This window comes from Pseudomonas sp. 58(2021), assembly GCF_017491585.1.
Classification (GTDB): domain Bacteria; phylum Pseudomonadota; class Gammaproteobacteria; order Pseudomonadales; family Pseudomonadaceae; genus Aquipseudomonas; species Aquipseudomonas fluorescens_BT.
On record NZ_JAFGYZ010000010.1, the window covers coordinates 122,693 to 148,792 of the forward strand.

The window sequence follows — 26,100 nt, forward strand, 5'->3', positions numbered from 1 at the left end:
CAGCCTCCTATCGGCGAATTGCCAGACGCTGCTCCAGGTAACGCAGCAGCATGGCAATGAGGTAACAGGCCGCGACATACAACGCCGTGGTCACCAGCCAGGTTTCGATCACCCGGTAGCTTTCGACGTTGATCTTGCGCGCGTAATAGGTCAGCTCGGGCACCGCAATCGCAGCGGCCAGCGAGGTGTCCTTGAACAGCGAAATGAAGTTGTTCGACAGCGCCGGCAGCACGTTGCGCAACATCACCGGCACGGTGACGTAGGCCTTCACCTGCCACTCGCCCAGACCAATGGCCAGCCCCGCTTCACGCTGGCCCTTGGGAATGCTCAACAGGCCACCGCGGAACACTTCGGTCAGGTAGGCCCCGGCATACAGCGACAGGGTGATGATGAACGACGGGATCTTGTCCAGCCGGATCCCCAGGCTCGGCAGCGCAAAGTAGATCAACAGAATCAACACCAGAATCGGCGTGTTACGGATCACCGTCACATACACCGATGCCAGCACCCGCAAGGCGCGATGCCTGGACAGCAAGGCAAACGCCATCAGCAGGCCGATCACGCAGCCGATGGCGATCGACACCAGCGCCAGTTCCAGGCCCAGACCGAGCCCCGCCAGCAAGGTGTCGAAATCGCGCCACACGGCGGCAAAGTTCAACTGATAGTTCATGGTCGGCAGTACCTTGAGCGGGGCGCATCAGGGCGCCCCGCTCTCACGGGATCATTTGAATTCGACAGGGAAACCGATGGCGGGCGATGGCAGATCCACGCCGAACCATTGCTTGAACGACGCGGCGTAGGTCGGGAATTCAACGCCGGTCATGGCTTCATGCAGGGTGGTGTTGACGAAGTTCAGCCAGTCCTGATCGCCGCGTTTGACGGCGCACGCGTAGGTTTGCGGGCTCCAGGCGTAGGTCGGGCTGCGATAGCGGCCAGGGTTCTGCACCATCAGGTATTTGACCGATGACTGGTCAGTGGCGGCAGCATCGGCGCGGCCGGAATTCACTGCCTGATACATCAGATCGACGCTGTCGTACTGATCGACCTTGGCCTTGGGCAGCGCCTGATGCACCAGCTCTTCGGCGTACACGTTCTGCAGCACCGCGACGGTCACGCTGTCGCCGGCGGCCTGCAAGTCTTCGATTTCCTTGTACTTGCTGTTGTTCGGCAGCAGCAGACCGACGCCCTCGCGATAGTAAGGCAGGGTGAACGCCACTTGCTGCGCACGGCTGGCGGTGACGGTAATGAACTGGCAGCTCATGTCGACCTTGTCGGTCAGCAGGTTGGGAATCCGCGCATCGGACGACTGCACCACGAACTCGACCTTGCTCGGGTCATTGAACAGACCTTTGGCCACCATCCGGGCGATGTCGATATCAAAGCCCTGCAACTTGCCGTCCGCGCCCTGGAAGTGCCACGGCGCATTGGTGCTGCCGGTGCCCACAATCAGTTTTCCACGGGCCAGGACGCTGTCGAGCTTGCTGTCGGCCGCCTGGGCCATACCCATGACAGCGGACGAAGCCGCGAGAACAAAAACACACGCTTTGAACAAGGAAGGTCGGCGATGCATGGCAAGCACTCCAGGAAGTTGTTTATTCCGCTATACCGGAACTCGGTTTGTTACTACGGAATAGACAGCAGAAAGTGTGCCACAGGATTCAAGGGGAATCTGCAAAGGATTGAATTGTGTTTTGAATCAAAGGGATGGAAGAAACCTGCGAAACGCTGCAACGAACATTGATTAATCACTTCGCTACTTTGCGCCACACATGGCGGGTATCCGGGCCACATCCTGGTGCGCGATGCACGATTGGGCGCGGGCTGCACCTGTCAACTCTGACAGTTGCAGCAACGGTCGCGACTCCCCTAACGTCGTACTGTCCAGCACATCGAATAAAGGAGGTTCCGATGACGACACCGACTCGATATTCAGCATTGCCTCCGACGTACCGGAAGGTCTTGAAAGCCCGGCGCCTCGTCGTCCTGTATTTCTTCAACGAGCACTGCGGTGCCTGCGTGTCTTCCGGCCCGGTTTTTCTCGAGATCGCCAAGCCCTTTCGGCCCTGGATGGATATCTTCATGCTCGATACCGCACAGTCGTGTCGACATCCGGATGTCACGGGCACACCGACCGTGTTGTTCTACAAGGAAGGCGTTCTGGTCAAAAAACTGAAAGGCATCGGTTCGGAAGAATCCCTCCTTCAAGACTTCACCCAATTCCTCGGCAAAACCAGACACTTCGCTGTACCGCGCAAATCGGCCCATGACCTGAACTGGCTGCGTCACACCCTCCGCACCCTCTGCACCGTCCACCGCGCAAAACGGTGGAACCTTTCCTCAAAGTGCCGTCAGGCCTCACGCACCAGCAACACCCGCGTCACGCGACGCTCTTCGACCGCCATCACGGTCATGCCCCAGCCTTCATGCTCCAGTCGATCACCTTTCATCGGCAGGCGATCCAGCAGGCTCATCACCAGCCCGGCCAAGGTCTGGTAATCCTCGGTCGGCTCGGCGCAAAAACCGGTGTGTTCGCGGATGCGGGTCAGGTTCAACGCACCGTTGACGATGAACCCGCCCTGCTCCTCGACCACATCGGGGCCGGCGATTTCACTGGCGTCCGGCAGTTCACCGGCAATCGATTCGAGAATGTCGGTCATGGTCAATACGCCGACGAAGTCACCGAATTCGTTGACCACAAACGCGATGTGGGTCGACGCCGCACGCATTTGCTCCAACGCATTGAGGATCGAATAGCTGTCCAGCAGATTGACGGTCTTGCGCACCAGGTGTTCAAGGTTCGGCTCGTTGCCGGCCAGATACTCCTTGAGCAGCTCCTTTTTGTGAACGAAGCCCAACGGCTCATCCACCGCACCGTTGCGAATCAACGGCAGACGAGAGTAGGACGAATGCATCAGTCGCGTACGAATCGCCGCAGCGTCGTCCGCCAGATCAATGTGATCGACATCCGCACGGACGGTCATCAGTGTGCGGATTGACCGCTCGGCCAGTTGCAGCACGCCGCTGATCATCACCCGTTCGCGACGGTCGAACAGCTCCGCGCTTGGCGCCTGACCATCGTCCAGCAAGTCGGAAATCTCCTCGCCCACCTCTTCCACCGCCAGTTTACGGCCACCCAACAGACGCATCACCGCGTGCGCCGTACGCTCACGCATCGGGCGCAAGCCTTGCATCGAGCGCTTGCGGCGAGCACGGGCGATCTGGTTGAACACCTCGATCAGGATCGAGAAACCAATCGCGGCGTACAGATAACCTTTCGGGATGTGGAAACCCAGGCCTTCGGCAGTCAGGGCGAAACCGATCATCATCAGGAAGCCCAGGCACAGCATGATCACTGTCGGGTGTGCGTTGACGAAGCGGGTCAGCGGCTTGCTGGCAACGATCATCAGGCCGATGGAAATGATCACCGCAATCATCATCACCGCCAGTTCATCGACCATGCCCACGGCAGTAATCACCGCATCGAGGGAGAACACCGCATCGAGCACGACAATCTGCGCCACGATGGGCCAGAACAGCGCATAAGCGGTGTTGGTCGAACGCTCGCCGACGTGGCCCTCAAGCCGTTCGTGCAGTTCCATGGTCGCCTTGAACAACAGGAACACGCCACCGAACAGCATGATCAGGTCACGGCCGGAGAAGCTCTTGCCGAACACTTCGAACAACGGTGCCGTGAGGGTGACCAGCCAGGAAATACTCGCCAGCAGGCCAAGACGCATGATCAGCGCCAGGCTCAAGCCGATGATTCGCGCACGATCGCGCTGATGCGGCGGCAGCTTGTCCGCCAGGATCGCGATGAACACCAGGTTGTCGATACCCAGCACCAGTTCCAGCACGATCAGTGTCAACAAGCCCAGCCACGCCGTGGGATCCGCTAACCATTCCATATTCTGTCTCTATCTCTCTTCAGTGATTTCAGGCTGCCGGGCACGGCAAAGTGCGGCGCGAAAGCTCGAAGGCTGCGCCATCAACGATAGTCGGGAGTCGGAAGACTGGATGCTGCGAGTGCGTCAAGACCGCGCCATGGCGCGAAGGGAACGTTGTTCTTTGAGTAGAACTGGGAGGCTCCGAGAGGGTATTCATGCAAATCCTGAATGAAAAAAGGCCTTGAAGCGTACAGGCTCAGATGACTTTTCCTACAGCTGGAAATCATTTCAAAATCTGTACGCCTTCGCCGTCGCCTCAGGATTCCGGGTAGATCGCGGCGAGAACCCGTTCGGCATTCGCACCGCAACTCATGCCTTCGGGCCTGGATTGAATACTGTCGATCACCTCCAGCAGCCGCGCCTTGCTTTGGGCCAGATGCTGCTGCATGACTTCGATCTGCTCGACCTTGCGCGTCAGGCCTTCCACCAATTCTTCGTGCTTGAATTCACCGGTTCCGGCGGCTGGCAGCAACTGCTTGAGTTCTTCCAGGGAAAATCCGGCCTGCTGGGCACTGCGGATAATGTTCAGGGTTTGCAGCACTTGCGGCGGGTAACGCCGGTAGCCATTGCCCAGCCGCTCCACTTTCGGAATCAGGCCCTGGGCCTCGTAGAAGCGAATGCTCGAAGCGCTCAGCCCGCTCCGTTGCGCCAATTCACCGATTTTCATTTCAGCCTCGATTTGCCTGCTTGACATTAAAGTTGACTTTAAGCTTAGCCTTTCTCCATCACTGATGAGGAGTCAAGCAATGTCGCCCTTCCAGATTTTGAAACTGCCCAACGGTCAGACCGTCGGCAACCGTATCGCCAAAGCCGCCATGGAAGAAAACCTCGCCGATCGTGACCAGGCTCCCTCCCGCGAACTGTTTCGCCTGTATCAAGCCTGGGCCGACGGCGGCGCCGGCTTGCTGCTGACCGGTAATGTCATGATCGACCGCCGCGCCATGACCGGCCCTGGTGGCGTGGTGCTCGAAGACGAGCGGCATCTGGACCGTTTCCGTCAATGGGCCGAAATCGCCCGCAGTGGAGGCGCACAAGTCTGGGTTCAGCTCAACCATCCCGGCCGCCAGACCTTCGCCAATATGGGCCAGCAAGCGCTGGCGCCGTCGGCGGTGGCATTGGAAATGGGCTCGTTCTCGAAGCTGTTCGCCGAGCCCAAGCCAATGACCGAGGACGACATTGAAGAGGTCATTCAACGTTTCGCCAGGAGTGCCGCGCTTGCCGAGAAAGCCGGTTTCAGCGGTATCCAGATCCACGCTGCCCACGGCTATTTGCTCAGTCAGTTTCTCTCGCCACTGACCAACCGCCGCACCGACCGCTGGGGCGGTTCGCTGGAAAACCGTGTGCGCCTGCTGCTGTCGGTGATCGAGGCTGTGCGTCAGGCCGTTTCACCACAGTTTTGCGTGGCGGTGAAACTCAACTCCGCGGATTTCCAGCGCGGCGGCTTCGACACGGACGATGCCCGTCAGGTGATCGAATGGCTCAACGAACAGCCAATCGACCTGCTCGAGCTGTCCGGTGGCAGCTACGAAGCGCCGGCGATGCAAGGCGAAGCCCGCGACGGACGCACCCTGGCCCGTGAGGCGTTCTTTCTGGAGATGGCCAGTGAACTGGCCAGAGTGGCCCGCATGCCAGTGATGGTCACCGGCGGTATCCGGCGCCTGCCCATCGTCGAACAAGTGCTCGACAGCGGTATCGCCATGGCCGGCATCGCCACTGCGCTGGCCATCGAACCGAGTCTGGTCAAACACTGGCGCGAAGGCCGCCACAGCGAACCACAACTGCCGCCGATCCGCTGGAAACGCAAACCGCTGGCCGCACTGGCGAACATGGCCGTGGTGCGTTTCCAGATGGCCCGCCTGAGCCGGGGTCGCCAGCCGCATCCCGAAGTGTCGGCACTCTGGGCGCTGATTCGCGACCGGTTGTATCTCAGTCGCCGCACCCGGCAGTACCGTCAGGCGATGGATGTATAAACCCTAGCGTCCGGCAAACCGCAGGCGAGACAGCTGACGCAAATCCCCTTCGACGTAATAGTCGTTGGTCCAGCTGTCATTCGCCGCCAGCGGCTGCACCTGCTTCAACGCCAGTTTTTTCGCGAAATAGCGGAAGCGGTAATGCTCGTAGAAGCGCAGCAGCTCAAGGCCGTAACGGTCCGCCAGTTCGGTGTCGCCGCGAATGATCAGGTAGTTCTCGTCATTACCGTTGCTGGCCGAGGTGCTGAGGTTGTGGCTGCCGCTGATGATGGTCGGGCTGTCGCTGGTGAAGTCGGTGACGATCGCCTTGGTGTGCACCAGCAGGTTGCCTTTCTGGCCTTTCATGTTCTCTTTCAGCCAGCCCTCCAGCCCGGTGTTCAGCAGCGCGGTGGCGGCGAACTCAGCGGTTCGGTCAGCGTGAAACCCGGTGATGCGGCTGACCGTGTTTTGCAGGCCGTAACGCAGGATGTCGTCGTGAGGCTGACCGAGCAATGCGTTGAGGATCGCGTCGGGCAAGGCGAATGCCGTGACGAACAGCACGTCTTTCCTCGCCGCGTTAATGATGTCGACGAACTCGCGCAGATCGGCACCACCACTGCGCGGCGAGAACCCGGCAAACAGCGGTTGCGCCGGGTTCATCGGGTTGTGCTGGGTGATCCAGTCCCGGGTGGCACCGACATCCGCCGGCGTTGCCCAGACCTGCTCGAACGTCTGCAGATAGCTGGCCGCGACAACGGTGTCGTCCAGCACATGCACCACGTTGGCCTGACGATAAACACCGTTGGCGGTGAAGTTGGTGCTGCCGCAAAGCACGGCCTGGGGCTGCCGCTCACCGCCGGCGATGCGACTGAGGACGATGAACTTGTTATGGAAAATGTCGTGGGTGACCCGGCCGCGTTTGCTGGTTTCCGGCAATTTGACGAGGCTGGCCTCGTTCATCGTGGTGTCTTCGTCATCGGGCCGGGCGTGATACAGCACCCGCACCTGTACGCCGCGATCGAAGGCGGCGTTCACCGTGTCGATGATGGCTTGCAGTTGATACTCGTAGATCGCGATGTCCAGCGCCCATTCGCCATCGGTCGCACGTTCGATGAAACCCTGCAGCCGTCCGAGAAGACCGTTCTCCAGCCATTGCCGCGCCGCATCGGGCCAGGCTTCGATCGGCATGTTCTTGTTGGCGCTGATCTGTGCATCGAGATCGGGAAACTTGCGCTGGAACGCCTGACTGGCAGCCACGGCGCGGTTGAAGATCACGCTCTGGTTGGTCGGGTGTCCGTCATCCGAGGTGATGCTCAGCTCAAGTGACTCCCCCAGCACCGGCGCATCGGCCGTGCCGTAGGCCAGGTGCACGCGGTAATGCATGGTTGTGCCCGGATTGACCGCGTAATCGGCCCAGCGAAATTTCTGCAGCGGCGCGATGTCACTGGGCGTGGCGTGAAACTGCGCGAAGGTGTGTTCCTTACCGGGAAAGGTCAGGCTGTTGAACAGAAACTGCCACGGCCTGTCGCCCTGCTGCTTCTCGATGGCAAACCCCAGCAGGCCTTTGCGGCGGGGTTCGGCAAGATCCATTGCCAGCAGCACGCCGTTGGTGCCGGCGTAAGCCTTTACGCGAAAATCGTCCTGAGGATTGGCAACCAGTACGCGCATGATTCACTCCTTGTGATGTGGGCTGGATGCAGCATAGACCTCAGACAGACAGCAGGTCGTCGATATGCCGGTAATCCGCTTCCAGTGCAGTCGCCAACTGCTTCGCCCTGCCCAGCCTGATCGGCCCGCGTTCGATATCGATCAACAGGCCCGGACAGGCCAGCACCGGCAACCCCGACCATTCTTTCAAGCGCCCATCGGTCAATACCAGTAGACGCTGTTGTTCGGCCGGGAACCGCTTGCGGCGTACCGTCAGCCAGTGCTCGGCCTCGTTCAGCGCCGCCAGCAATGGCGTGCCGCCTCCCGCTCCCAAGTCATCGAGCCACACACGCAGTCCGCTGGAAGCTTTCAAACCCTGCACCTGCCATTTCGGCGCCGCGCCACTGGCAGTCAGCAAGGCGAGTCGCGCCCGTTGCCGGTAAGCATCATCGAACAATTGCGCGAGCACGCCTTTGGCATCGCTCAATGCTTGATGACGTCGGGTCGAGGCCGAGGCGTCGACGATCACCAGCCACAGCTCATGGGGTGTGCGGGTGCGCAGTTGGAACAGCAGATCCGCGCGCACTTTCGGGCGGCCATTGAGCAATGTTCCCGGCCAGTTCACCGAACCGCTGCGAGCGGCATGACGTTTGCCCTGTCGGCCGTTATCGAGGCGCCCGGCGCGAGGTCTGGCATTCGCCCCCGCGTCGGATCGGGGGCGAATGCCTAAGGCTTTTTTTGTAGGTGTGGCGGCCAGGTCGGCACTTCGCGGCGCGCACCGGTGGTGAGGGCCGGCGCCGGCATTTCACCCCATTGCCCCTGCCCTTCACTCGGCTCGAGCTGAGTGCCGGATGGCGATTGAGCCGGTGGTTGCGCATTGGGCGAAGACTGTTCCCGGCGACGATGACGCAAGGCAAATTCAGCGACGGCATCGATGTCCTGCTCGCCGATGGCTTCGGCCCCGCGCCAGGCCGCATGCGCCCGGGCGGCACGCAGCCAGACCAGATCGGCACGCAAACCGTCAACGCCTGCCGCAAAGCAGCGCTCGGTAATCTGTGCCAGCGCTTGATCGTCAAGAGGAATGTTTGCCAACGCATTGCGAGCGTTTTCGCAACGCTCGCGCAGGGCGTGTTGCTCGGTTTCCCACTGCCCGCAGAAAGCCTGCGGGTCGCTGTCGAAATCCAGCCGACGGCGAATGATCTGCCCGCGCTCGACCGGCGCCGTGTGACCGCTCAGGGCGACGTTCAGACCAAAGCGATCGAGTAATTGCGGCCGCAGTTCGCCTTCTTCCGGGTTCATCGTGCCGATCAGCACGAACTTCGCCGAATGCCGATGGGAAATACCGTCACGTTCGATCAGGTTGGTGCCGCTGGCCGCCACATCGAGCAGCAGGTCCACCAGATGATCCGGCAGCAGATTCACTTCATCGACATACAGCACACCGCCGTCAGCCTTGGCCAGTACGCCCGGGGAAAACTGCGCACGACCGTCGCTCAACGCCGCATCCAGATCCAGCGTGCCAACCAGCCGCTCTTCCGTCGCCCCCAACGGCAAGGTGACGAACTGACCGCTGGCCAGCAAATCCGCAAGGCCCCGGGCCAGAGTCGACTTGGCCATGCCGCGGGGGCCTTCGATCAGCACGCCGCCGATTTTCGGGTCGATGGCCGTCAGGTACAACGCCAGCTTCAGATCCTCGGCGCCGACCACGGCGGAGAGCGGGAAATGCGGGGTGTCGGTCATGTTCAGTCTCAGCTCTCTTCTTCTATATCCAGCAGCAGATTTTCCAGCGCTTCCTTGTAAGCACCGGGTTCCTGCCACATCCCGCGCTGCTGCGCTTCGAGCATGCGCTCGGTCATGTCGCGCAGCGCGTGGGGATTATGCTCGCGCACGAACTCGCGGGTCGCCGGGTCCAGCAGATAGGCATCGGCCAGCAACGCGTACTGGTGATCGTCGATCAATTGCGTGGTGGCGTCGAAGGCAAACAGGTTGTCGACCGTCGCCGCCAATTCGAACGCGCCTTTATAGCCGTGACGCTTGACCCCGTCGATCCATTTCGGATTCGCCGCTCGGGAGCGAATCACACGGTTCAGTTCTTCTTTCAGCGTACGGATCTTCGGCAGATCCGGCTGACTGTGGTCGCCGTGATAACTGGCCGCCGCTTCGCCGCGCAGACTTTCCACGGCAGCGAGCATGCCGCCCTGGAACTGGTAATAGTCGTTGGAGTCGAGCAGGTCATGCTCGCGGTTGTCCTGGTTCTGCAGCACAGCCTGCACCTGGCTCAGGCGCTGGACAAATTGCTCGCGGGCGGCGGTGCCTTCATCGGAACCGCCGTAAGCGTAGGCGCCCCAGTTCAGGTAGACCTCGGCCAGATCCTCGCGAGTTTGCCAGAGGCGACCATCGATAGCGCCCTGCACACCTGCGCCATAAGCGCCGGGTTTGGCACCGAAGATCCGCCAGCCGGCCTGGCGCCGGGCGGAGTCTTCATCCAGCCCCGACTGACGCAGCGCCTCACGTTCGGCGCGGACTTTGGCGGCCAGCGGATTAAGGTCGTCCGGCTCGTCCAGTTCCGCCACGGCTTGTACGGCAGCGTCGAACAAACGAATCAGGTTGGCGAACGCATCGCGGAAAAATCCGGAGACCCGTAACGTGACATCAACCCGAGGCCGGTCGAGCAGGCTCAGCGGCAGAATCTCGAAATCATCGACCCGCTGACTGCCCGTGGCCCACACCGGGCGCACGCCCATCAGCGCCATGGCCTGTGCGATGTCGTCACCGCCGGTGCGCATGGTCGCGGTGCCCCAGACCGACAAACCGAGCTGACGCAGGTGGTCGCCGTGATCCTGCAGGTGTCGCTCCAGAATCAGCGTGGCCGACTGGAAACCGATTCGCCAGGCCGTGGTGGTCGGCAGATTGCGCACGTCCACCGAGTAGAAATTGCGCCCGGTCGGCAACACGTCGAGGCGACCGCGACTCGGCGCGCCGCTCGGGCCGGCCGGGACGAATCGGCCGCTCAACGCGTCGAGCAAGCCGTGCATTTCGGCCGGGCCGCAGGCATCGAGGCGTGGGGCAATCACTTCGCGCAGGTTGTCGAGGATTGCACCGACTTCAACCCAGCGCGGCTCCTGTGGGAGCGGGCTTGTCCCCGGGCGGCGATCCGACGAAAGCGGTATGTCAGTGAAAGGGATATTGACTGACACGACGCCTTCGCGGGCAAGCCCGCTCCCACAGGTATTGTGCAAGGCTTGACTTTGGTTGAGTGTCTGCTCAATCAATTGCGCCGCGAACAGCTCCAGACGCTCGCGGGTATCCCCCGCCGTGCGCCAGACTTCATCGCTCAGCGCTTGCAGTTCCATGGGACGCGGGCCGGCCCAGGGATCAGCAAGCGCACAATCCAGCGGATCAAACCCCAGTTGAAACGCTTTGGCCAACGCCCGCAACAGACTCGACTGCGCCCCTTTGCCATCGCCACGCGGGATGCGCAGCAACGCGAGCAAGGTATCAATACGTAAACGCCCGGTCGGCGACTCACCGAAAATATGCAGACCATCGCGGATCTGCGACTCCTTCAAGTCACACAGATAGGTATCCAGACGCGGCAGCCAGATCGCCGCGTCGGCATCGCTGTCGAGGGCGGCATCCAGTTGCAGTTCGCGATCGATCTGCGTGTCACGCACCAGTTGCAGAATGTCGCGCTGCAATTCCCGGGCGCGGCGCGGATCGAGCAACTGCGCTTCGTAATACTCGTCCGCCAACAGTTCCAGATTGCGCAACGGGCCGTAGGTTTCGGCACGGGTCAGCGGCGGCATCAGGTGATCGATGATCACCGCCTGAGTGCGACGCTTGGCCTGGGCGCCCTCGCCCGGGTCGTTGACGATGAACGGATAGATATTCGGCAGCGGCCCGAGCAGCGCGTCCGGCCAGCAATTCTCCGACAGACCCACGCCCTTGCCCGGCAGCCATTCGAGGTTGCCGTGCTTGCCGACGTGGATCACGCCGTGGGCGCCGTAGGTCTGGCGCAGCCAGAAATAGAACGCGAGGTACGCGTGCGGCGGCACCAGATCCGGGTCGTGATACACCGCGCTCGGGTCGACCTGATAACCCCGCGCCGGTTGAATGCCGACGAAAGTCAGGCCAAAACGCAGACCGGCAATCATCATCCGCCCGTCACGGCACATCGGATCGTGTTGCGGCGAGCCCCAACGCTCCAGCACCGCTGTTCGATTGACTTCGGGCAGTGCGTTGAACATCGCCAGGTAATCATTCATCGCCAGGCTTTGCTGGCACGGGCGCTGATCGAGGGTATCGAGGTCGTTGCTGACGCCGCCGAGCAGTTGCCGGATCAGTTCAGTACCGCTGTCCGGCAGGTCGGCCGGCAGCGGATAACCTTCGGCCTGCAACGCCCGCAGGATATTCAGCGCGGCGGCTGGCGTGTCGAGGCCGACGCCATTGCCGATGCGTCCGTCCCGGGTCGGGTAGTTGGCGAGGATCAGGGCGATGCGCTTTTCAGCGTTCGACACCCGCGCCAGATCGACCCAGCGCCGCGCCAGTTCAGCCACGAAATCCATGCGCTCGGGCTGGGCCCGATAACACACCACGTCGGACTGACTGCGCTCGCTGCGCCAGGCCAGATCCTTGAAGCTGATCGGCCGGCTGATGATCCGACCGTCGAGCTCAGGCAACGCGATGTGCATCGCCAGATCCCGCGGACCGAGGCCCTGCTCGCTGTCGCGCCAGCCGGGCTCGTTGTCCTGGGCGCAGATCGCCTGAATCACCGGTATGTTGCGACGGAACGGGCGCAGATGCGGCGCTTCCGGGCTGGACTGGGCGAAACCGGTGGTATTCAAAATCACCGAGGCTTCGACCTCATCCAGCCAGTCCTCGACCACCGACAGGCAGCCGGGCTCTTTCAAACTGGCCACGGCGATCGGCAGCGGATTGAGACCGGCCGCCTGAAGCCGTTGGCAGAACACGTCGATAAACGCCGTGTTCGCCGCTTGCAAATGCGAGCGATAAAACAACACCGCCGCCACCGGTTGACCAGGCCGCCAATCGGCTTGCCAGTCACTCAGTGCGGCGGTGTTTTTGTTCGGGTGATAAATCGCCGTGCGCGGCAGCGTTTGCGGCTCGCCCCACACGTAATCCCGCGCCAGCCAGCGATTGGCCAGACAGCGAAAGAAATCCAGCGCATTGCCCATGCCGCCCTGACGCAGGAACTGCCAGAGCCGGTCACGATCCTCGGCGCCTACGGTGCTCAAGTCACTGAGCTCCGGGTCGGGACGGTCATCGCCCGGCACCAGAATCACCTGCACGCCACGCTCGGACAACTCGACCAGTCGCTCGACGCCATAGCGCCAATAAGCAATGCCGCCATGCAGCGAGATCAGAATGACCTTGGCGTGGCGCAGCACTTCATCGACATAGAGGTCGACCGACGCATGGTTCTGCACCTGCATCGGGTTGGCCAGGCGCACGCTCGGGTAATCCTCGGGCAGTTGCTGCGCCGCTTCGGCGAGCAGCGCCAGGCTGGAATCGCCGCTGCACAGGATCACCAACTCGGCGGGGGTTTGTCCCAGGTCGGCAATGTTGTCATCCGACACGAAACCGCCGGGCTGGGTCCTGAGCAGGTGCATGGCTTAAACGCTGAGCGCGGCGCGCAGTTGCGCTTCGAGTTGAGCGGCATCCAATTCCTGACCGATCAACACCAGACGCGTCACGCGCGCCTCATCGGCGCCCCACTGACGGTCGAAGTGCTTGTCGAAACGCGTGCCCACGCCTTGGATCAGCAGACGCATCGGCTTGTTCGGAATCGCCGCGAAGCCTTTGACCCGCAGGATGCCGTGCTGGACCACCAGTTGCGTCAGCGCATCGAGCAGCAGGCTTTCGTCGGCTTGCGGCAGTTCGATGGAGATCGAGTCGAAGGCGTCGTGATCGTGGTCATCGTGATCGTCATCGCCTTCACCGTGGTGGTGATCGTGATGGCTGTGGCGGCTGTCGATGTGTTCTTCGGAACCGGCACCGAGGCCGATCAGCACGTCCAGCGGCAGGCGACCGTTGCTGGCTTCGATTATTTTCACCGCTGGCGGCAGTTCTTCGGCGACTTCCAGACGCACACGAGCGAGGTCTTCAGGACTGGTCTGATCGGCCTTGTTGAGGATCACCAGGTCGGCGCTGGCCAGTTGGTCGGCGAACAGTTCGTGCAGTGGCGATTCGTGGTCCAGGTTCGGATCGAGTTTGCGCTGGGCGTCGACCTGATCCGGGAACGCGGCGAAGGTGCCGGCGGCCACGGCCGGGCTGTCGACCACGGTGATCACCGCGTCAACGGTGCAGGCGCTGCGGATTTCCGGCCACTGGAAGGCTTGCACCAGCGGTTTTGGCAGGGCCAGGCCCGAGGTTTCGATGAGGATGTGGTCAAGGTCGCCGCGACGGGCCACCAGTTCACGCATCACCGGGAAGAACTCTTCCTGAACCGTGCAGCACAGGCAGCCGTTGGCCAGTTCGTAGACGCGGCCGGTGGCTTCTTCTTCGGTGCAGCCGATGGTGCATTGCTTGAGGATTTCACCGTCGATGCCCAGCTCGCCAAACTCGTTGACGATCACTGCGATGCGGCGGCCCTGAGCATTGTCGAGCATGTGCCGCAGCAAGGTGGTTTTGCCCGAGCCAAGGAAGCCGGTGACGATGGTGACGGGGAGTTTGGCCAGTGTTTTCATCGGATGCCCTTTGGCAAGGTGGCGGGCATACGGGACGAGACCGGCAACGCGGGTGCGTGCCTGGAGAGTTCGCCACCGGATCACCCCGCCCGGTTGAAAGTGAGAATCTGTGACGAGGCAGGTCTCCTGGCTGACGGTGTTCGGGCCTTGGCCCGGGGTTCGCTGCGCCTTCCCGCTGGCTCTGGATTGAGTTGGCAGTGGCGTGGCAGCGAACAGCACCGTTCACAGTTGCGGGGGCAGCCGCGGCTTGGACCGCGTTCCCTTCTTAGCTTCGGCGTGGGCCGAAGAACCTCGAAAGCGCAAGGCTACGCATGGGTTCGTGATGGGTCAATGGTTGGTGCTTTTTGGTTTTGTGGGCATATCCGTTGCTGCGGTAACGGCTTCTTATGGTTTCGCTCTTACAGCGACTCACTTTTCCAAACGCCGAAAAGTAAGCAAAAGGCTTTTGCCCCGGCGTACGGCACTTCGCCTAGGCTCAGTGTTCCCTCGCTACGGTGTCCATCAGGGGGCATCGCCTACGGTTTGCTTCGCTGCACCTCCTCTCGATGTATGCGGCTTCGCCGCACGGCGCTGCGCGCCTACCCCCTGATGGACACCTCCGCTCGGCCTGCCGAAGGGGCTAAAGATCAAGAGCCAGATCAAGAGCCAGATCAAGAGCAAAGGCCAGATCAAGAGCCCCTCACCCTAGCCCTCCCGAAACGTCGGACCGCCCGTAGGGAGAGGGAACCGACCGAGTTGATTGGGAGAGTTGTGCCGACTTGCAATACCGAGTCGAACTCAGGCTTTGAAAAGCACACCAATCGGCCCCCTCTCCCACTGGGAGAGGGCTGGGGTGAGGGGTAAACCCACAACAAAACCAAAGCCGAACACGCCCTGCTCCCCCCACTCAAACGATGAGCGTTAGCTCGAGTAAAGCTTTTGATCGCAGGGCCCGTCGGCAGGCTGAGTGGAGGGATTGATCCGGGGGTGGGAGCGCAGCGACCGTTTGGCGAAGCCAAACACATCGAGAGGAGGTGCAGCGAAGCAAACCGTAGGCGATGCCCCCGGATCAATCCCGGAGCGAAGGAACCCAAGCCACAGCGAGGGCCGTACGTCAGGGTAAAGCCTTTTTGGTTACTTTTTTCTGGGCCGGCATTCCGGGCGTTTGGAAAAAGTGACCCGCCGTAAGGGCGGAACCCTAAGTGGCCGTTACCGCAGCAACGGATCTGCCCAAAAATTGACTATATTCCCCAACCCATGGTCTCCTACACAACTTGTTACGGGTGCCCTTCACAGGGTGAAACGGGAAACCGGTGAATCATGTGCTTTACTCTAAAGCCATGTCAGTCCGGTGCTGCCCCCGCAACGGTAAGCGAGCGAAGCGTCAGATCCACTGTGCCCAAGGGCATGGGAAGGTGACGCTTGCAGGTCGGCCAGACGCCAACCCCTCGTGAGCCCGGAGACCGGCCCGCAACACACAGTACGCATCTTGCGTCACTGAACATAACAAACCCGCGGTGGGCGGGCGCTGTTCGAACCTCTGCGTGCCCGACTCGCAGGGGTTTTCATGCGCTCCATTCACCCGCTGACACTCCAGAGGGAAGCGCCATGTCGATCATCAGCAGCACCGGCAGCAATACGGACAAAATCTCCAGCACCACCACCCTGAGCCAACGCCTGACCGCTGCGATCTTCGCGTCGATCCTGGGCGCAAGCCTGGTCTACTTCGCCGGTTTCTCGCACATTGAAGCGGTGCACAACGCCGCGCACGATACCCGCCACAGCGCTGCGTTCCCGTGCCACTGAGACCTGACGACATGATCAAGCGTATTGCGCAGACCGCAGGTTTCACCGGACTTCTGGCTGCCCTGCTGTTGACCTTGCTGCAAAGCTTCTGGGTTTCGCCACTGATTCTTCAAGCCGAAACCTACGAGAAATCCGAACCGGTGGCCGAAGTCCACGAACACGCCGCCGGCACCGCCGCTCACACCCACGATGCCGAAGCCTGGGAACCGGAAGACGGCTGGCAGCGTGTGATGTCCACCACCGGTGGCAATCTGGTCGTAGCCGTGGGTTTCGCTCTGATGCTGGCCGGCCTGTACACCCTGCGTGCGCCGACCAAGACCTCACAAGGTCTGCTCTGGGGTCTGGCCGGTTACGCAACTTTCGTGCTTGCACCGACCATGGGCCTGCCGCCTGAACTGCCGGGCACTGCTGCAGCTGATCTGGCGTCGCGCCAAATGTGGTGGATCGGCACCGCCGCATCGACCGCTGTCGGCCTGGCGTTGATCGCGTTTGGCGGCAACTGGCTGCTGAAGATCCTCGGTGTGGCGATCCTTGCCGTCCCGCATGTGATCGGCGCACCGCAACCGGACGTGCACTCGATGCTCGCCCCGGAAGCACTGGAAGCCCAGTTCAAAATCGCTTCGCAGCTGACCAACGTCGCGTTCTGGCTGGCTCTGGGCCTGATCAGCGCCTGGTTGTTCCGCCGTAAAAGCGAAGGTCAGTACCACGCATGACCGATGACAGCGCAGCGCCGACCTTCGTGGTCGGCCTGGGCTGCCAGCGCGGCTGCCCGGCCAGCACGCTGCGCGCCTTGCTTGACCAGGCCTTGCAGGCGCATCGGATTGACCTTGAGAAGGTCAAGGCGCTGGCCAGCATCGACCTCAAGCGCGATGAACCCGGCCTGCAAGAACTCGCCGCCCAACTGGCGCTGCCGTTGCTGTATTTCAGCAGCGAGGAACTGGCCAGTTATCAGCAACGCTTGAGCCACCATTCACAGATCGCCTTCGAACGCACCGGTTGCTACGGCGTGGCGGAAAGCGCTGCACTGGCGCTCGCCGAACAACTGATTCAAGCACCGGCGAAACTGCTGATTCCCCGGCAAAAGTACGCTCAGGCAACTCTCGCATTGGCCGGCGCGGCGTAAATTCCCGATAATCCTCGCTTTCGATCATGAGCATTCTTCATCTGAAGTGCTTCTGAAGCCCTACCTGCCCTACTTTCACAGGATCCATCGATGACCGTCTACTTCATCGGCGCCGGCCCCGGCGACCCGGAATTGATCACTGTCAAAGGCCAGCGGCTGATCCGCAGTTGCCCGGTGATCATCTACGCAGGTTCGCTCGTGCCGACGGCGGTGCTGGAAGGTCATTGTGCTGAAACCGTGGTCAACAGCGCCGAACTGCACCTGGAACAGATCATCGAGCTGATCAAGACCGCACACGCCATGGGTCAGGATGTGGCGCGGGTGCATTCAGGTGATCCGAGCCTGTATGGCGCCATTGGCGAGCAGATTCGTTATCTGCGCGAGCTGGATATTCCGTTCGAGATCATCCCCGGCGTAACCGCCACCGCCGCGTGCGCCGCACTGTTGGGCGCCGAACTGACCCTGCCGGACATCTCGCAAAGCGTGATCCTGACCCGCTACGCGGACAAGACCACGATGCCTGTCGGCGAGGAACTCGGCAATCTGGCGCAGCACGGGGCGACCATGGCGATTCATCTGGGGGTCAATCATCTGGAGAAGATCCTCGCCGAGCTGCTGCCGCATTACGGCGCGGATTGCCCGATCGCGGTGATTCACCGGGCGACGTGGCCGGATCAGGACTGGGTGGTCGGGACGCTGGAGGACATTGCCGAGAAGGTGGCGGCCAAAGAGTTTCGGCGTACGGCATTGATTCTGGTGGGTCGGGTGCTGGGCAGCGATCATTTCAGTGAATCTTCACTGTATCGCGCGGGGCATGCGCATCTTTACCGCCCATGACGACCCCATCGCGAGCAGGCTCGCTCCCACAGTAGACCGCACTTCCCAGTGGGAGCGAGCCTGCTCGCGATATGGGCGCTGAATTTCTGACATAAAAAAACGGCGCTCACGGGGCGCCGTTTTTTTTGTCTCGCAGCGAACACCTTAGTAGTAGGCGTTTTCTTTCTGCGTGTGGTCGGTCACGTCGCGAACGCCCTTGAGCTCCGGAATGCGCTCGAGCAAGGTGCGCTCGATGCCTTCCTTCAGGGTCACGTCCGCCTGGCCGCAGCCCTGGCAACCGCCGCCGAACTGCAGCACGGCAATGCCGTCTTCAACCACATCAATCAGGCTGACCTGACCGCCGTGGCTGGCCAGCCCCGGGTTGATTTCGGTTTGCAGATAGTAGTTGATGCGCTCGTTGATCGGGCTGTCGGCGTTGACCATCGGGACTTTGGCGTTCGGCGCCTTGATGGTCAGCTGGCCGCCCATGCGGTCGGTGGCGTAGTCGACGACAGCATCATCGAGGAACGCTTCGCTGAACGAGTCGATGTAGGCAGTGAAGCTTTTCAGCCCCAGCGCGGTGTCCTCAGGTTTCTCTTCGCCCGGCTTGCAATAGGCAATGCAGGTTTCGGCGTACTGGGTGCCAGGCTGGGTGATGAAGACGCGGATGCCGATGCCCGGGGTATTCTGCTTGGACAGCAGATCGGCCAGGTAATCGTGGGCGGCGTCGGTAATGGTAATAGCGGTCATGGAAACTCCTCGCAGGCTTGAGGCGGAGTTTACGCCAATCGGCGCGCGGCACAAAGTCCCAGTATTTTCGTAGGAATAGTTCACAATCGCCTAATCCGCAGGTTTGCCGTCGATACGCGCTCTAAGCCATTGATAACTGCGCTTTTCCACCCAGTGATAACTCAGCCAGGAACCCACGCCAATCGCCACGGCACACAGGATGAACATCAAATAGGGGTTGATCCCGAAGCGATGGGCCACAAATCCGCCAGCAGACAGCACCAGAACATGCATCAGATAAACCGAGTAGGAACAGTCGCCCAGCAGCTTGAGCACTCGGTTGCGTTCAACACGCCGCTCCAGCGCCATACACGCCATGACCAGCACCGCGCTCGGCATCCCCCAGTTCAGCAGCCGGGGCGATGGCGGCAGATAATAGATCGCCAGTAACGCCGCGCCGATCCCCGCCAGCGGCATCCACAAACCCTGTCCGATCCAGCCCTTGCGATACAGCATGCCGATACCGATCCCGAGCAGAAATTCATAGACGATATCCGAGCGATAAAACTCGCTGACCCAGCCAAACCCGGTCCAGGTCTGGCACACCGCAAACAACAGCGCCGCGACCACCAGCAAACGGACTTGCAGTCGAAACAACAGTGCCCAGGCGAACAACACGTAGAACAGCATTTCGTAATTCAGCGTCCAGCCGACATTCAGGGTTGGGTAGATCCCGTAGCCGCCGGGGTTTTCGGTCGGGATGAACAGCAACGACAGCAGCAAATGACTCCATTCCACCGTCTGATCCGGCAGCAGCGGCCGGGCAAACACCACCAGCAGCGCCATCAGCACGGTGTAGAGCCAATACGCCGGGACAATACGGAACAGTCGATACAGCAGAAACCGCGCAGGCGGCAGCGACCTGCCCTCAGTGGACAGGAAGATCACCAGCCCGCTGATCACGAAAAAGATATCGACACCCACGGCCCCCTTGTCGATGAACAACTGCCCTATCGGCCCGCGCGCCTCGAAGTCGAAGAAAATCTGCATGAAGTGATGGCAGACCACCGCCCACGCGGCGAGCGCTCGCAGGGCCTGCACTGAAATCAACATCGATGGCGCTCCCGATCCCTTACTTCACAGGATTGGGACAATCGCCATCGCTCAAACGATCAAAGATTCTCGTACCGGTTCATGTCCAGCACGCCCTCTTCCACCGGGTCGGTTTCATGGATGTACTGGCTAAGATCGTGGAAATAGAACCAAAACTGCGGATGGCTACGGCGGATACCCCAGCGCTCGACGATTTTCTCGAACTGCGGCGCATCCTTGGCGCTTTCCATGGCATCGACAAACGCCGGCACTTGATCTGCCGGGATGTTGAACATGAAATTCGGATAACTGCTGAGCACGCCCGGATAAATGGTCAGGGTGTCGAGCCCCGGCTGATAGCGCAGCGACTCGCCCAGCAGGAACGCCACGTTGCTGTGGGCCCGGTTACGCAGCAGGCTGTAGACCTCACGCTGGCCGCTGCGGGTTTCGATGCGCAGCATCGTCGCTTCCGGCAATTGATCGATCACCTTCAGCCCCGCCGCCGGACGCGCCGTCAGGCGGCTCAGCGCCTGCTCGGCGTTTTGCAGCGCCGGGTCGATGTTCGGCCGCGAACAGTAGGCATCCACGCAGCGGTTGATCGGATCGGGCCGTGCGTTGAGGTCACCGTAACGGGCAAGCAGCTGCATGGCGAAATCGTGTTTCGGGTCTTTCTCGTCGAGTTTCAGCGCAGTCGGCTTGTCGTCGTCGATAGACTCGTAATCCAGCCACATCTTGAACTGGCCGCTGCTCTGGTACCAATCGTCGAGGTAATCCTCGCGGGAATCGGCCGGCATCAGGCGCAGGAAGTTCTGCTCGGCGCCGTTGCGGATCAGGTCGAAATACAAGCGGGTCTGCGCCTGATGAGAGACGTTGCCGAACACGTCGAAATTCACCGCCAACTGGTAATAGGTGCGTTCGAGCAACGGATAGTCGAACAGCCACATCGTCTGTGGCACCTCGCCAATCAGGCCCTTGGTCACCGAAGCGCTGTCGAAGTGGCGGAAGATACTCAAGAGTGCGTTGTCGTTGCCCGCCCACAGGGTCGACCAGCTCGGCGCCGGCAGTTCGGCGTAGCTGTCACGGCGCAAGGCTTCGTACTTGTTGCGTTTGTTGCGGTAGTCGTGCCACAGACTCAGGACGCTGCCGACATCGTCGTTCTGCCCCGGCATGGCCAGCAATGGCGTGGCCTGGCCGCGATAGTTCGGGTCGGTGATGTACAGGTCATGTTCCGGCGCCTGGAACAGCGCCCAGAAGTTGTCGCGGATCACGTCGGTTGCGATCTGCCCACGGCACACCGGGCCGCGAATGAACGTGCGCACGAAATATTCGGCGTTATCGAGCATGAACTGATAACGCGCCTGCGCCGGAATCGCCTCGAAGGTGGCGAACGGATTGGCCCGGCTCTGCGGTCCGTAGCCCGGCAGCGCATGCACCTGCCAGTTACCGTTGTAGAACAGGCTCTTGACCCGCGCCATCTTCGCCGCGCTCAGCGGATAGGTGATGTGGGTCTTGTGCACGATCACGCCCTGCACCGGCCACAGACGGTAATACACCTGGGTGCCCGGATCGTCGTTCGGGCGACGGGTGGCAATCAGATCGATCGGCTGACCGGTCGGCGTGCGTGAACGCACCCACTGGAAAAAATGCCCCGGCTCGCCGTCCTTGAAGTAGATGTGCGCCAGGAACCAGTGTTCGAACAGCCAGCGTCCGACCAGACTTTCACGCGCGCCGGGCTGATTCAGCAGGTTTTCCCACTGGACGATCTGCAGCGCCTCTTTAGCGCTAGGCGCCAGGCCTTGCTCATCGATCGGCGCGCCGGACGCCAGCCAGCGTTGCAGCGTCTGGTATTGCTGGTCGGTCAGGCCGGTCACCGCCAGCGGCATGCCTTCTTTCGGATGGGCGCCGGCATAGCCGTCGAATTCGGCAGGCATCGCGCAAAGGTTCTCGCGGTTGAGGCCCAGCACGATTTCTTCCGGCAGTTTGGCGTTGGGTGTCAGCGGCGTTTTGTGTCCCAGCTCCAGCATGCGTGCCATCAGAGCGGCCTGGCTGCCTTGGGCGTCGAGCACCGAATAAAAGTCTTTTTGCTGCCAGGCGCGTTTGCCGAAGGCGTCATAGAACAACCGGGTGGTCGGTGCAGCTTGGGTGCGCTCGCCATCGTAGACCGGCATCTTGCTCGCGCCACGGGCCGCGCCTTCGCCACTGCCCAGGTTCAGCTGACAGGCGGAGTCGTAGCACGCATGGCAGGCCACACACTTCTCGGTGAAGATCGGCTGAATGTCGCGGCTGTAAGAAATAGCGGGAGAAATCGAGGGTTGCTGCGCAGCGGCGCCCCAGCTTAAGAACAGCAAGAAAATGCTGACGACGCGGTACGACATGTCCCTGATCCTGATCCTGAATAAAAACGCCGCGATTCTACCGTTATGACGCCCGTACCAACATGAGCGATATTCATGCAAAAGCCGCACATGCTCTAAATCGGCGCAGGTTTGTTATGATCCGGCCCCTTAGTCATGGTCTTTTTCGAGTAGCCCCAATGTCCGATCGCAGCGTCCGCCTTCAAGCTCTCAAGCAAGCTCTCAAAGAGCGCATCCTGATTCTCGACGGCGGCATGGGCACGATGATCCAGAGCTACAAGCTCGAAGAGCAGGATTATCGCGGCAAACGCTTCGCCGACTGGCCGAGCGACGTCAAGGGCAACAATGACCTTCTGGTCATTACCCGTCCCGACGTGATCGGCGGCATCGAGAAAGCCTACCTGGATGCCGGTGCCGACATCCTCGAGACCAACACCTTCAACGCCACCCAGATCTCCATGGCCGACTACGGCATGGAAGAACTGGTCTACGAACTCAACGTAGAGGGCGCCCGTCTGGCGCGCAAGGTCGCCGACGCGAAAACCCTCGAGACCCCGGACAAGCCGCGTTTCGTCGCCGGCGTGCTCGGCCCGACCAGCCGCACCTGCTCGCTGTCGCCAGACGTCAACAACCCGGGCTATCGCAACGTCACCTTCGATGAGCTGGTGGAAAACTACACCGAGGCCACCAAAGGCCTGATCGAGGGTGGCGCCGACCTGATCCTGATCGAAACCATCTTCGACACCCTCAACGCCAAAGCCGCGATTTTCGCCGTGCAAGGCGTGTTCGAAGAACTGGGCTTCGAATTGCCGATCATGATTTCCGGCACCATCACCGACGCCTCCGGCCGTACCCTGTCGGGCCAGACCACCGAAGCGTTCTGGAACTCCGTGGCCCACGCCAAGCCGATTTCGGTCGGTCTGAACTGCGCCCTCGGCGCCCGCGAACTGCGTCCGTACCTGGAAGAGCTGTCGGACAAGGCCAGCACCCACGTATCCGCCCACCCGAACGCCGGCCTGCCGAACGAATTCGGCGAGTACGACGAACTGCCGGTGGACACCGCCAAAGTCATCGAAGAATTCGCCCAGAGCGGTTTCCTCAACATCGTCGGCGGTTGCTGCGGCACCACCCCGGGCCACATCGAAGCCATCGCCAAAGCCGTCGCCGGCTACGCGCCACGGCAGATTCCGGACATTCCCAAGGCTTGCCGCCTGTCGGGCCTGGAGCCGTTCACCATCGACCGCAGCTCGCTGTTCGTCAACGTCGGCGAGCGGACCAACATCACCGGCTCCGCGAAATTCGCCCGTCTGATCCGTGAAGACAACTACACCGAAGCCCTGGAAGTCGCCCTGCAGCAGGTCGAGGCCGGTGCCCAGGTGATCGACATCAACATGGACGAAGGGATGCTCGATTCGAAGAAGGCCATGGTGACCTTCCTCAATCTGATTGCCGGCGAGCCGGACATTTCCCGCGTACCGATCATGATCGACTCCTCGAAATGGGACGTGATCGAAGCCGGCCTCAAGTGCATTCAGGGCAAGGGCATCGTCAACTCGATCAGCATGAAAGAAGGCGTCGAGCAGTTCATCCACCACGCCAAACTGTGCAAGCGCTACGGCGCGGCAGTTGTAGTGATGGCGTTCGACGAAGCCGGCCAGGCCGACACCGAAGCGCGCAAGAAAGAGATCTGCAAACGCTCCTACGACATTCTGGTCAACGAAGTCGGCTTCCCGCCGGAAGACATCATCTTCGACCCGAACATCTTCGCCGTGGCCACCGGCATCGAAGAACACAACAACTACGCTGTGGACTTCATCAACGCCTGTGCCTACATCCGTGACGAGCTGCCGTATGCCCTGAGTTCCGGCGGCGTGTCCAACGTGTCGTTCTCGTTCCGCGGCAACAACCCGGTGCGCGAGGCGATCCACTCGGTGTTCCTGCTGTACGCGATCCGCGCCGGCCTGACCATGGGCATCGTCAACGCCGGTCAGCTGGAAATCTACGACCAGATCCCGCAAGAGCTGCGCGACGCCGTTGAAGACGTGATCCTCAACCGGACGCCGGAAGGCACCGACGCCCTCCTCGCCATCGCCGACAAGTACAAGGGCGACGGCAGCGTCAAGGAAGCCGAGACCGAAGAATGGCGCGGCTGGGACGTCAACAAGCGTCTGGAGCATGCGCTGGTCAAGGGCATCACCACCCACATCGTCGAAGACACCGAAGAATCTCGTCAGTCGTTCGCTCGCCCGATCGAAGTGATCGAAGGTCCGCTGATGTCCGGCATGAACATCGTTGGCGACCTGTTCGGCGCCGGCAAAATGTTCCTGCCGCAAGTGGTGAAATCCGCCCGCGTGATGAAACAGGCCGTGGCCCACCTGATCCCGTTCATCGAACTGGAAAAAGGCGACAAGCCGGAAGCCAAGGGCAAGATCCTCATGGCCACGGTAAAAGGTGACGTGCACGACATCGGCAAGAACATCGTCGGTGTGGTGCTGGGTTGCAACGGCTACGACATCGTCGACCTTGGCGTGATGGTGCCGGCAGAGAAGATCCTGCAGGTGGCCAAGGAGCAGAAGTGCGACATCATCGGCCTGTCCGGCCTGATCACTCCGTCGCTGGATGAAATGGTCCACGTGGCCCGCGAGATGCAGCGCCAGGACTTCCACCTGCCGCTGATGATCGGCGGCGCGACCACCTCCAAAGCGCACACGGCGGTGAAGATCGAGCCCAAGTACAGCAACGACGCGGTGGTGTATGTCACCGACGCCTCCCGCGCCGTGGGCGTGGCGACGCAGCTGCTGTCCAAGGAACTGAAAGCCGGTTTCGTTCAGAAGACCCGCGAAGAGTACATCGACGTCCGCGAACGCACCGCCAACCGCAGCGCCCGCACCGAGCGCTTGAGCTATGCCGCCGCGATCGCCAAGAAACCACAGTTCGACTGGGCCTCTTACACGCCGGTCAAACCAACCTTCACCGGCACCCGTGTGCTGGACAACATCGACCTCAACGTTCTCGCCGAGTACATCGACTGGACGCCGTTCTTCATCTCCTGGGACCTGGCCGGCAAGTTCCCGCGCATCCTCGAAGACGAAGTGGTCGGTGAAGCCGCTACCTCGCTGTACAAGGACGCCCGCGAGATGCTGACCAAGCTGATCGACGAGAAGCTGATCAGCGCCCGTGCCGTGTTCGGCTTCTGGCCGGCCAATCAGGTGCACGACGACGATATCGAACTGTACGGCGATGACGGCAAGCCATTGGCCCGCCTGCACCACCTGCGCCAGCAGATCATCAAGACCGACGGCAAGCCGAACTTCTCCCTGGCCGACTTCGTTGCGCCGAAGGACAGCGAAGTGACCGACTACGTCGGTGGTTTCATCACCACCGCCGGGATCGGCGCCGAAGAAGTGGCCAAGGCCTATCAGGACGCTGGCGACGACTACAACTCGATCATGGTCAAAGCCCTGGCCGACCGTCTGGCCGAAGCCTGCGCCGAGTGGCTGCACCAGCAGGTGCGTAAAGAGCACTGGGGTTACGCCAAGGATGAGGCCCTCGACAACGAGGCGCTGATCAAAGAGCAATACTCCGGCATCCGCCCGGCCCCAGGCTACCCGGCGTGTCCGGATCACACCGAGAAGGCCACGCTGTTCGCCCTGCTCGACCCTGAGGCCCAGGAAATGCGCGCCGGCCGCAGCGGCGTGTTCCTGACCGAGCACTACGCGATGTTCCCGGCGGCAGCGGTCAGCGGCTGGTACTTCGCCCATCCGCAGGCGCAATACTTCGCCGTGGGCAAGGTCGACAAGGATCAGGTGCAGAGCTACACCTCGCGCAAAGGCCAGGAACTGAGCCTGACCGAGCGCTGGCTGGCGCCTAACCTGGGTTACGACAACTAAGCAGAAGCCTGATCAAAAGACCGCAGCCTGCCCCGCAGGCTGCGGTCTTTTTTCATGGGTTGAC

The 26,100-nt window shown here is 61.4% G+C and carries 18 protein-coding genes, 1 pseudogene and 2 riboswitches; of the genes and pseudogenes, 7 read left to right on the forward strand and 12 right to left on the reverse strand.

Annotated elements, in window-relative coordinates; translation table 11 throughout:
• Positions 1-7: 7 nt before the first annotated feature.
• Entirely contained in the window at positions 8-670 is a 663-nt protein-coding gene (locus J5M72_RS13825) for an amino acid ABC transporter permease (protein ID WP_007960243.1), read from the reverse strand.
• 51 nt (positions 671-721) lie between these two features.
• Positions 722-1,570: a transporter substrate-binding domain-containing protein gene (locus tag J5M72_RS13830; RefSeq protein WP_085695951.1), complete on the reverse strand. Its 849-nt coding sequence runs from the start codon at positions 1,568-1,570 to the stop codon at positions 722-724.
• Positions 1,571-1,908: 338 nt separating this feature from the next.
• Between J5M72_RS13830 and J5M72_RS13835 the strand changes: the two are divergent.
• Positions 1,909-2,337 (forward strand): annotated as a pseudogene (locus J5M72_RS13835) (thioredoxin family protein); the annotation flags it as partial.
• Positions 2,338-2,348: 11 nt separating this feature from the next.
• Here J5M72_RS13835 and J5M72_RS13840 read toward each other — a convergent pair.
• Both J5M72_RS13840 and J5M72_RS13845 read right to left on the reverse strand, forming a co-directional pair.
• A complete protein-coding gene (locus J5M72_RS13840; RefSeq protein ID WP_169430592.1) occupies positions 2,349-3,905 on the reverse strand; it encodes a TerC family protein in 1,557 nt (518 codons plus the stop codon).
• Positions 3,906-4,200: 295 nt separating this feature from the next.
• Entirely contained in the window at positions 4,201-4,611 is a 411-nt protein-coding gene (locus J5M72_RS13845; protein WP_169430593.1) for a MerR family transcriptional regulator, read from the reverse strand.
• 79 nt (positions 4,612-4,690) lie between these two features.
• Between J5M72_RS13845 and J5M72_RS13850 the strand changes: the two genes are divergently transcribed.
• The gene (locus J5M72_RS13850) at positions 4,691-5,914 is read left to right on the forward strand and encodes an NADH:flavin oxidoreductase/NADH oxidase family protein (RefSeq protein ID WP_207865837.1); all 1,224 of its coding nucleotides are present in this window, start codon (positions 4,691-4,693) and stop codon (positions 5,912-5,914) included.
• Between the two features lie 3 nt (positions 5,915-5,917).
• On the opposite strand, the gene J5M72_RS13855 is transcribed toward J5M72_RS13850, so the two are convergent.
• The 5 genes from J5M72_RS13855 to cobW all read right to left on the reverse strand — a co-directional run bounded on the left by J5M72_RS13855 (position 5,918) and on the right by cobW (position 14,247).
• Positions 5,918-7,561 carry a phospholipase D-like domain-containing protein gene (locus tag J5M72_RS13855; RefSeq protein ID WP_207865839.1) on the reverse strand — a complete coding sequence of 548 codons (1,644 nt, stop codon included), beginning with the start codon at positions 7,559-7,561 and terminating at the stop codon, positions 5,918-5,920.
• A 40-nt stretch (positions 7,562-7,601) separates the two neighbouring features.
• Positions 7,602-8,165: a VWA domain-containing protein gene (locus J5M72_RS13860; RefSeq protein ID WP_347709521.1), complete on the reverse strand. Its 564-nt coding sequence runs from the start codon at positions 8,163-8,165 to the stop codon at positions 7,602-7,604.
• Positions 8,166-8,266: 101 nt separating this feature from the next.
• Positions 8,267-9,280: an AAA family ATPase gene (locus J5M72_RS13865; RefSeq protein ID WP_207865841.1), complete on the reverse strand. Its 1,014-nt coding sequence runs from the start codon at positions 9,278-9,280 to the stop codon at positions 8,267-8,269.
• Positions 9,281-9,288: 8 nt separating this feature from the next.
• Positions 9,289-13,170, reverse strand: coding sequence for a cobaltochelatase subunit CobN (gene cobN / locus J5M72_RS13870; RefSeq protein ID WP_207865843.1), 3,882 nt, complete (start codon positions 13,168-13,170; stop codon positions 9,289-9,291).
• 3 nt (positions 13,171-13,173) lie between these two features.
• Positions 13,174-14,247 carry a cobalamin biosynthesis protein CobW gene (gene cobW / locus J5M72_RS13875; RefSeq protein WP_064597024.1) on the reverse strand — a complete coding sequence of 358 codons (1,074 nt, stop codon included), beginning with the start codon at positions 14,245-14,247 and terminating at the stop codon, positions 13,174-13,176.
• Between the two features lie 98 nt (positions 14,248-14,345).
• A riboswitch (cobalamin riboswitch) is annotated at positions 14,346-14,556 on the reverse strand.
• A gap of 934 nt (positions 14,557-15,490) precedes the next feature.
• Positions 15,491-15,713: riboswitch (cobalamin riboswitch) on the forward strand.
• Between the two features lie 121 nt (positions 15,714-15,834).
• Here cobW and J5M72_RS13880 point away from each other — a divergent pair.
• From J5M72_RS13880 to cobM, 4 genes are all read left to right on the forward strand, one after another.
• Positions 15,835-16,032 carry a CbtB domain-containing protein gene (locus J5M72_RS13880; RefSeq protein WP_016983301.1) on the forward strand — a complete coding sequence of 66 codons (198 nt, stop codon included), beginning with the start codon at positions 15,835-15,837 and terminating at the stop codon, positions 16,030-16,032.
• Between the two features lie 11 nt (positions 16,033-16,043).
• Complete coding sequence (locus J5M72_RS13885) at positions 16,044-16,745, forward strand: CbtA family protein (RefSeq protein ID WP_207865844.1); 702 nt, start codon at positions 16,044-16,046, stop codon at positions 16,743-16,745.
• Positions 16,742-17,155 (forward strand): cobalamin biosynthesis protein, encoded by a 414-nt coding sequence (locus J5M72_RS13890; protein ID WP_207865845.1) that lies wholly within the window; start codon positions 16,742-16,744, stop codon positions 17,153-17,155. The genes J5M72_RS13885 and J5M72_RS13890 overlap by 4 nt, the downstream gene beginning before the upstream one ends.
• A 90-nt stretch (positions 17,156-17,245) precedes the next feature.
• Positions 17,246-17,992 carry a precorrin-4 C(11)-methyltransferase gene (cobM, locus tag J5M72_RS13895; RefSeq protein WP_207865846.1) on the forward strand — a complete coding sequence of 249 codons (747 nt, stop codon included), beginning with the start codon at positions 17,246-17,248 and terminating at the stop codon, positions 17,990-17,992.
• Between the two features lie 144 nt (positions 17,993-18,136).
• Here cobM and nfuA read toward each other — a convergent pair whose 3' ends face one another.
• The 3 genes from nfuA to J5M72_RS13910 form a co-directional block, all read right to left on the reverse strand.
• Positions 18,137-18,721, reverse strand: coding sequence for a Fe-S biogenesis protein NfuA (gene nfuA / locus J5M72_RS13900; RefSeq protein ID WP_007959519.1), 585 nt, complete (start codon positions 18,719-18,721; stop codon positions 18,137-18,139).
• A gap of 90 nt (positions 18,722-18,811) precedes the next feature.
• Positions 18,812-19,813, reverse strand: a complete 1,002-nt coding sequence (locus tag J5M72_RS13905; RefSeq protein WP_207865847.1) for an acyltransferase — start codon at positions 19,811-19,813, stop codon at positions 18,812-18,814.
• A gap of 59 nt (positions 19,814-19,872) precedes the next feature.
• Positions 19,873-22,167, reverse strand: coding sequence for a fatty acid cis/trans isomerase (locus tag J5M72_RS13910; RefSeq protein ID WP_207865848.1), 2,295 nt, complete (start codon positions 22,165-22,167; stop codon positions 19,873-19,875).
• 158 nt (positions 22,168-22,325) lie between these two features.
• On the opposite strand from J5M72_RS13910, the gene metH reads away from it, so the two are divergent.
• On the forward strand, positions 22,326-26,036 hold the full coding sequence (metH, locus tag J5M72_RS13915; RefSeq protein WP_169430604.1) for a methionine synthase: 3,711 nt from the start codon (positions 22,326-22,328) through the stop codon (positions 26,034-26,036).
• The last annotated feature ends 64 nt before the right edge of the window (positions 26,037-26,100 follow it).

Excerpts from the sequence above, each read along its gene's own strand:
- J5M72_RS13825 (WP_007960243.1), bottom strand. The coding sequence starts at position 670 with ATGAACTATCAGTTGAACTTTGCCGCCGTGTGGCGCGATTTCGACACC.
- J5M72_RS13830 (WP_085695951.1), bottom strand. The coding sequence starts at position 1,570 with ATGCATCGCCGACCTTCCTTGTTCAAAGCGTGTGTTTTTGTTCTCGCG.
- J5M72_RS13840 (WP_169430592.1), bottom strand. The coding sequence starts at position 3,905 with ATGGAATGGTTAGCGGATCCCACGGCGTGGCTGGGCTTGTTGACACTG.
- J5M72_RS13845 (WP_169430593.1), bottom strand. The coding sequence starts at position 4,611 with ATGAAAATCGGTGAATTGGCGCAACGGAGCGGGCTGAGCGCTTCGAGC.
- J5M72_RS13850 (WP_207865837.1), top strand. The coding sequence starts at position 4,691 with ATGTCGCCCTTCCAGATTTTGAAACTGCCCAACGGTCAGACCGTCGGC.
- J5M72_RS13855 (WP_207865839.1), bottom strand. The coding sequence starts at position 7,561 with ATGCGCGTACTGGTTGCCAATCCTCAGGACGATTTTCGCGTAAAGGCT.
- J5M72_RS13865 (WP_207865841.1), bottom strand. The coding sequence starts at position 9,280 with ATGACCGACACCCCGCATTTCCCGCTCTCCGCCGTGGTCGGCGCCGAG.
- cobN (WP_207865843.1), bottom strand. The coding sequence starts at position 13,170 with ATGCACCTGCTCAGGACCCAGCCCGGCGGTTTCGTGTCGGATGACAAC.
- cobW (WP_064597024.1), bottom strand. The coding sequence starts at position 14,247 with ATGAAAACACTGGCCAAACTCCCCGTCACCATCGTCACCGGCTTCCTT.
- J5M72_RS13880 (WP_016983301.1), top strand. The coding sequence starts at position 15,835 with ATGTCGATCATCAGCAGCACCGGCAGCAATACGGACAAAATCTCCAGC.
- J5M72_RS13885 (WP_207865844.1), top strand. The coding sequence starts at position 16,044 with ATGATCAAGCGTATTGCGCAGACCGCAGGTTTCACCGGACTTCTGGCT.
- J5M72_RS13890 (WP_207865845.1), top strand. The coding sequence starts at position 16,742 with ATGACCGATGACAGCGCAGCGCCGACCTTCGTGGTCGGCCTGGGCTGC.
- cobM (WP_207865846.1), top strand. The coding sequence starts at position 17,246 with ATGACCGTCTACTTCATCGGCGCCGGCCCCGGCGACCCGGAATTGATC.
- nfuA (WP_007959519.1), bottom strand. The coding sequence starts at position 18,721 with ATGACCGCTATTACCATTACCGACGCCGCCCACGATTACCTGGCCGAT.
- J5M72_RS13905 (WP_207865847.1), bottom strand. The coding sequence starts at position 19,813 with ATGTTGATTTCAGTGCAGGCCCTGCGAGCGCTCGCCGCGTGGGCGGTG.
- J5M72_RS13910 (WP_207865848.1), bottom strand. The coding sequence starts at position 22,167 with ATGTCGTACCGCGTCGTCAGCATTTTCTTGCTGTTCTTAAGCTGGGGC.
- metH (WP_169430604.1), top strand. The coding sequence starts at position 22,326 with ATGTCCGATCGCAGCGTCCGCCTTCAAGCTCTCAAGCAAGCTCTCAAA.